This is a genomic window from Burkholderia sp. LK4, from assembly GCF_001043615.1.
Lineage (GTDB): Bacteria > Pseudomonadota > Gammaproteobacteria > Burkholderiales > Burkholderiaceae > Burkholderia > Burkholderia cepacia.
Genome location: NZ_LDUL01000157.1, coordinates 1 through 2828 on the forward strand (window position 1 = coordinate 1; position 2828 = coordinate 2828).

Annotated in this window: 2 protein-coding genes, 3 tRNA genes and 1 rRNA gene; 1 reads left to right on the top strand and 5 read right to left on the bottom strand. The window is 58.9% G+C overall.

Features of this window, described 5'->3' with window-relative positions; genetic code table 11:
- The 4 genes from VK92_RS38485 to VK92_RS38500 all read right to left on the bottom strand — a co-directional run.
- Positions 1-258, bottom strand: a 258-nt coding sequence (locus tag VK92_RS38485) for a GTP-binding protein (protein ID WP_048026821.1), incomplete at its 3' end; no start/stop codon positions are given.
- A gap of 69 nt (positions 259-327) precedes the next feature.
- Positions 328-402 (bottom strand) — tRNA-Thr (locus VK92_RS38490).
- A 24-nt stretch (positions 403-426) separates the two neighbouring features.
- Positions 427-500, bottom strand: a tRNA-Gly gene (locus VK92_RS38495).
- A gap of 43 nt (positions 501-543) precedes the next feature.
- Positions 544-629, bottom strand: a tRNA-Tyr gene (locus tag VK92_RS38500).
- 687 nt (positions 630-1316) lie between these two features.
- Here VK92_RS38500 and VK92_RS38505 point away from each other — a divergent pair.
- Positions 1317-1574, top strand: coding sequence for a hypothetical protein (locus tag VK92_RS38505; RefSeq protein WP_048026822.1), 258 nt, complete (start codon positions 1317-1319; stop codon positions 1572-1574).
- Between the two features lie 1009 nt (positions 1575-2583).
- Here VK92_RS38505 and rrf read toward each other — a convergent pair.
- Positions 2584-2696 (bottom strand): 5S ribosomal RNA (gene rrf / locus VK92_RS38510).
- Between the last annotated feature and the right edge of the window lie 132 nt (positions 2697-2828).

The following is a 2828-nucleotide window of genomic DNA, read 5'->3' on the forward strand; positions in this document are numbered from 1 at the left end:
AGCGTGGCCCGGGCAGTCGACGTGCGCGTAGTGGCGGTTAGCCGTTTCGTACTCGACGTGTGCCGTGTTGATCGTGATGCCGCGCGCCTTTTCTTCCGGTGCCGCGTCGATCTGGTCGTACGCCTTCGCTTCGCCGCCGAATTTCTTCGTCAGAACCGTCGTGATCGCTGCCGTCAGCGTCGTCTTGCCGTGGTCAACGTGACCAATCGTACCAACGTTCACGTGCGGCTTGGTCCGCTCAAACTTTTCCTTGGCCATTTTCAACTCCCAAAAGGAATTTCACAGGTTGCGCCGCGCGCAAACAACAAGACACTGACTTTTTACTGCTGGTGCCCATGGGCAGGATCGAACTGCCGACCTCTCCCTTACCAAGGGAGTGCTCTACCACTGAGCCACATGGGCGCTTTACGCTTCAACTTCGCGGTCTGGAGCGGGTGAAGGGAATCGAACCCTCGTCGTAAGCTTGGAAGGCTTCTGCTCTACCATTGAGCTACACCCGCACGGGCCACAAACGATTCCCTACCGCTCACTGCGCTGATATCTTGGTGGAGGAGGTTGGATTCGAACCAACGTAGGCGTAAGCCAACAGATTTACAGTCTGCCCCCTTTAGCCACTCGGGCACCCCTCCGTAGAGAACTGACGATTATGGGGGTACATCGCACCCCTGTCAAGCACATCCGGAAGATTATTTTCATCCCCTTCCTGATACCTGCCTGACCACCGATCTCCCGCCCTTGCCCGGCTAAGGCAAGCATGGGTCCTACCGATCAGCGTCACATCTTCGCCAGACTCCGCTTTCAGCGTCGATCTGCATCTGCACTGAAAACGAAAGACCGCCATCATACGATCTCTTGAGCACTCTGCCAAGCGGGTAGATGCAAAATTTCCGCAAATTTCGTGCCGGGCGGCTGCCATGATCTGTTTTTAGATGCCTCCCGGGAGTCCATTGCTGGTTTCTAGGGTTGTCTGGCCCGACCCGCCAGCGATTGACGTGACACGACTTTCGAACGCTTTCCAGCAATCGCATCATGAGTTTGAGCAACGCTGTCAACGAGAAATCGCGATGGCGGCGCTGGGCTTTGCCGGCTTCAGAGACAGGGGAACCGTACTATCCCGAGCCCCCCTGCCCGCCCTGGTTCGGATCTTCATGCGTCTGCGTGATCTTTTCCGTCCTTCAAGGTTTTGACCGCACAGGCCGCCCGGCCGACAGACGCCAGTGTCGCCCGAGCACGATCGCCTGGACCCGTCAGGAGGCGCTGGTTGATAGCCGCGCCCCGGGACGCTCGGCAGCAGCCGCGCAGTCGCATATGAAAGATTGAAGCTCACGCGCAATGCCAAGGGCCTCGGTTCGGTACACGCCGGGTCGGCCGAGGCACCCTCGTGGAGTCAGGATGCGGTCGCCTATGCATGGCTGATCAACGATGCCGCCATGTACGTCATTGCCTCCGGCGCCGGTGATGACGCGTCGACAGACGAATCCTGCTGCCCAACCTTCATCGACAGTGACGACATACGGCCGTGCCGGGAGCTGCCGCGCAGGTTTGCCGCGGCAATCTCGGCGCACGTTCTTTAGCGCGTGGGCGACTGCACTTCGCCCCCGCGCAAGCCGACCAACATCAGCGTCTGGCCGACCTATCGAGGCGATTCCGCCGCATATACAAGACATCCCCCATGCCCGTACGAAGCCCGCCTCGAGCAACTGAACGCAGATACTTGTGCAAGATTCGACGCCTGCGCGTTTTCCGCCCAGCATCGATCCGAAGACGCGAGAAAGCAGGCCTGCAACTTCCGCTCTTCTACGACCGCTGCGAGCTGCCCGACTTTGCGCGCGCGGACCGGGGATCAAGGCCTGAATACGACGCGCCGGTTCGCGCCAGGCAATGGATCCGCACCCTGCGATCTGGATACCCCAGGCAGGGCGCGATCTACTGGCGTCGATGCGGGGGCACGCCCTTCGCGTCGATAGGCGAAGGGAGGGACTGCTTTCGCGGCACCGGCTATTCGCTCATCGAAGAAGTCTGCGTGTTTCAAGACGGCCGGCCTGTGCCCATCAAAAGAAACGGCGCGAATTTTTGATGGCATCTGGTTGAGGAACTCGCGTACGTCCGGTTTGCGCTATGTATCAACGACTTCCATGTGGCACGCCGAAAGCGCCCCATCTTTTTTGCACGGATCGATTTGAGAGAAGATGCGACGAGTTGAGAAACAAACAAGCCTGGATCGCTACAAGATGCCGTCCTGGACAAAACCTGACTTCGTGCACTCGATTGGCAGTAGTCGCCTGGAGCTTTCGGCATGTAAGGACGCCGAACGGCGGATTTTCGCCACTCGCTGCCCAGGTCACACGTGAACAGCAAGTGGATGGATGTTTGGATGGTAGGTCTTGATCGGCGCCAGCGAGCGGTGCAAGGCCAACCCGATCGGTCTGATCTGCGTCAGTCTCGCAAAGGCAATCCTGGAGAATCGGCACCCCGGCCCCAGCTCGAACAGCAGCCATGCCACCGATCCCGATCACTCACGCATTTCCGCCGCCCAAATGCAAAAACCCCCGCCTGTTCGGGCGGGGGTTCTTGGCTTAGGGAGCCTGACGATTACCTACTTTCACACGGGAATCCGCACTATCATCGGCGTAGAGTCGTTTCACGGTCCTGTTCGGGATGGGAAGGGGTGGGACCGACTCGCTATGGTCATCAGGCAAAGAGGGTTGTTGCGCTGGCTTCGCAGCACAACCAATCTTGGAAGAAGCAGTAATTTTGAGTTGTGTGTATCACACACGAGAATCCAACTTGTCGCTCTGGATCCTGCAGCCAGTGCTGTCGCACGGCGC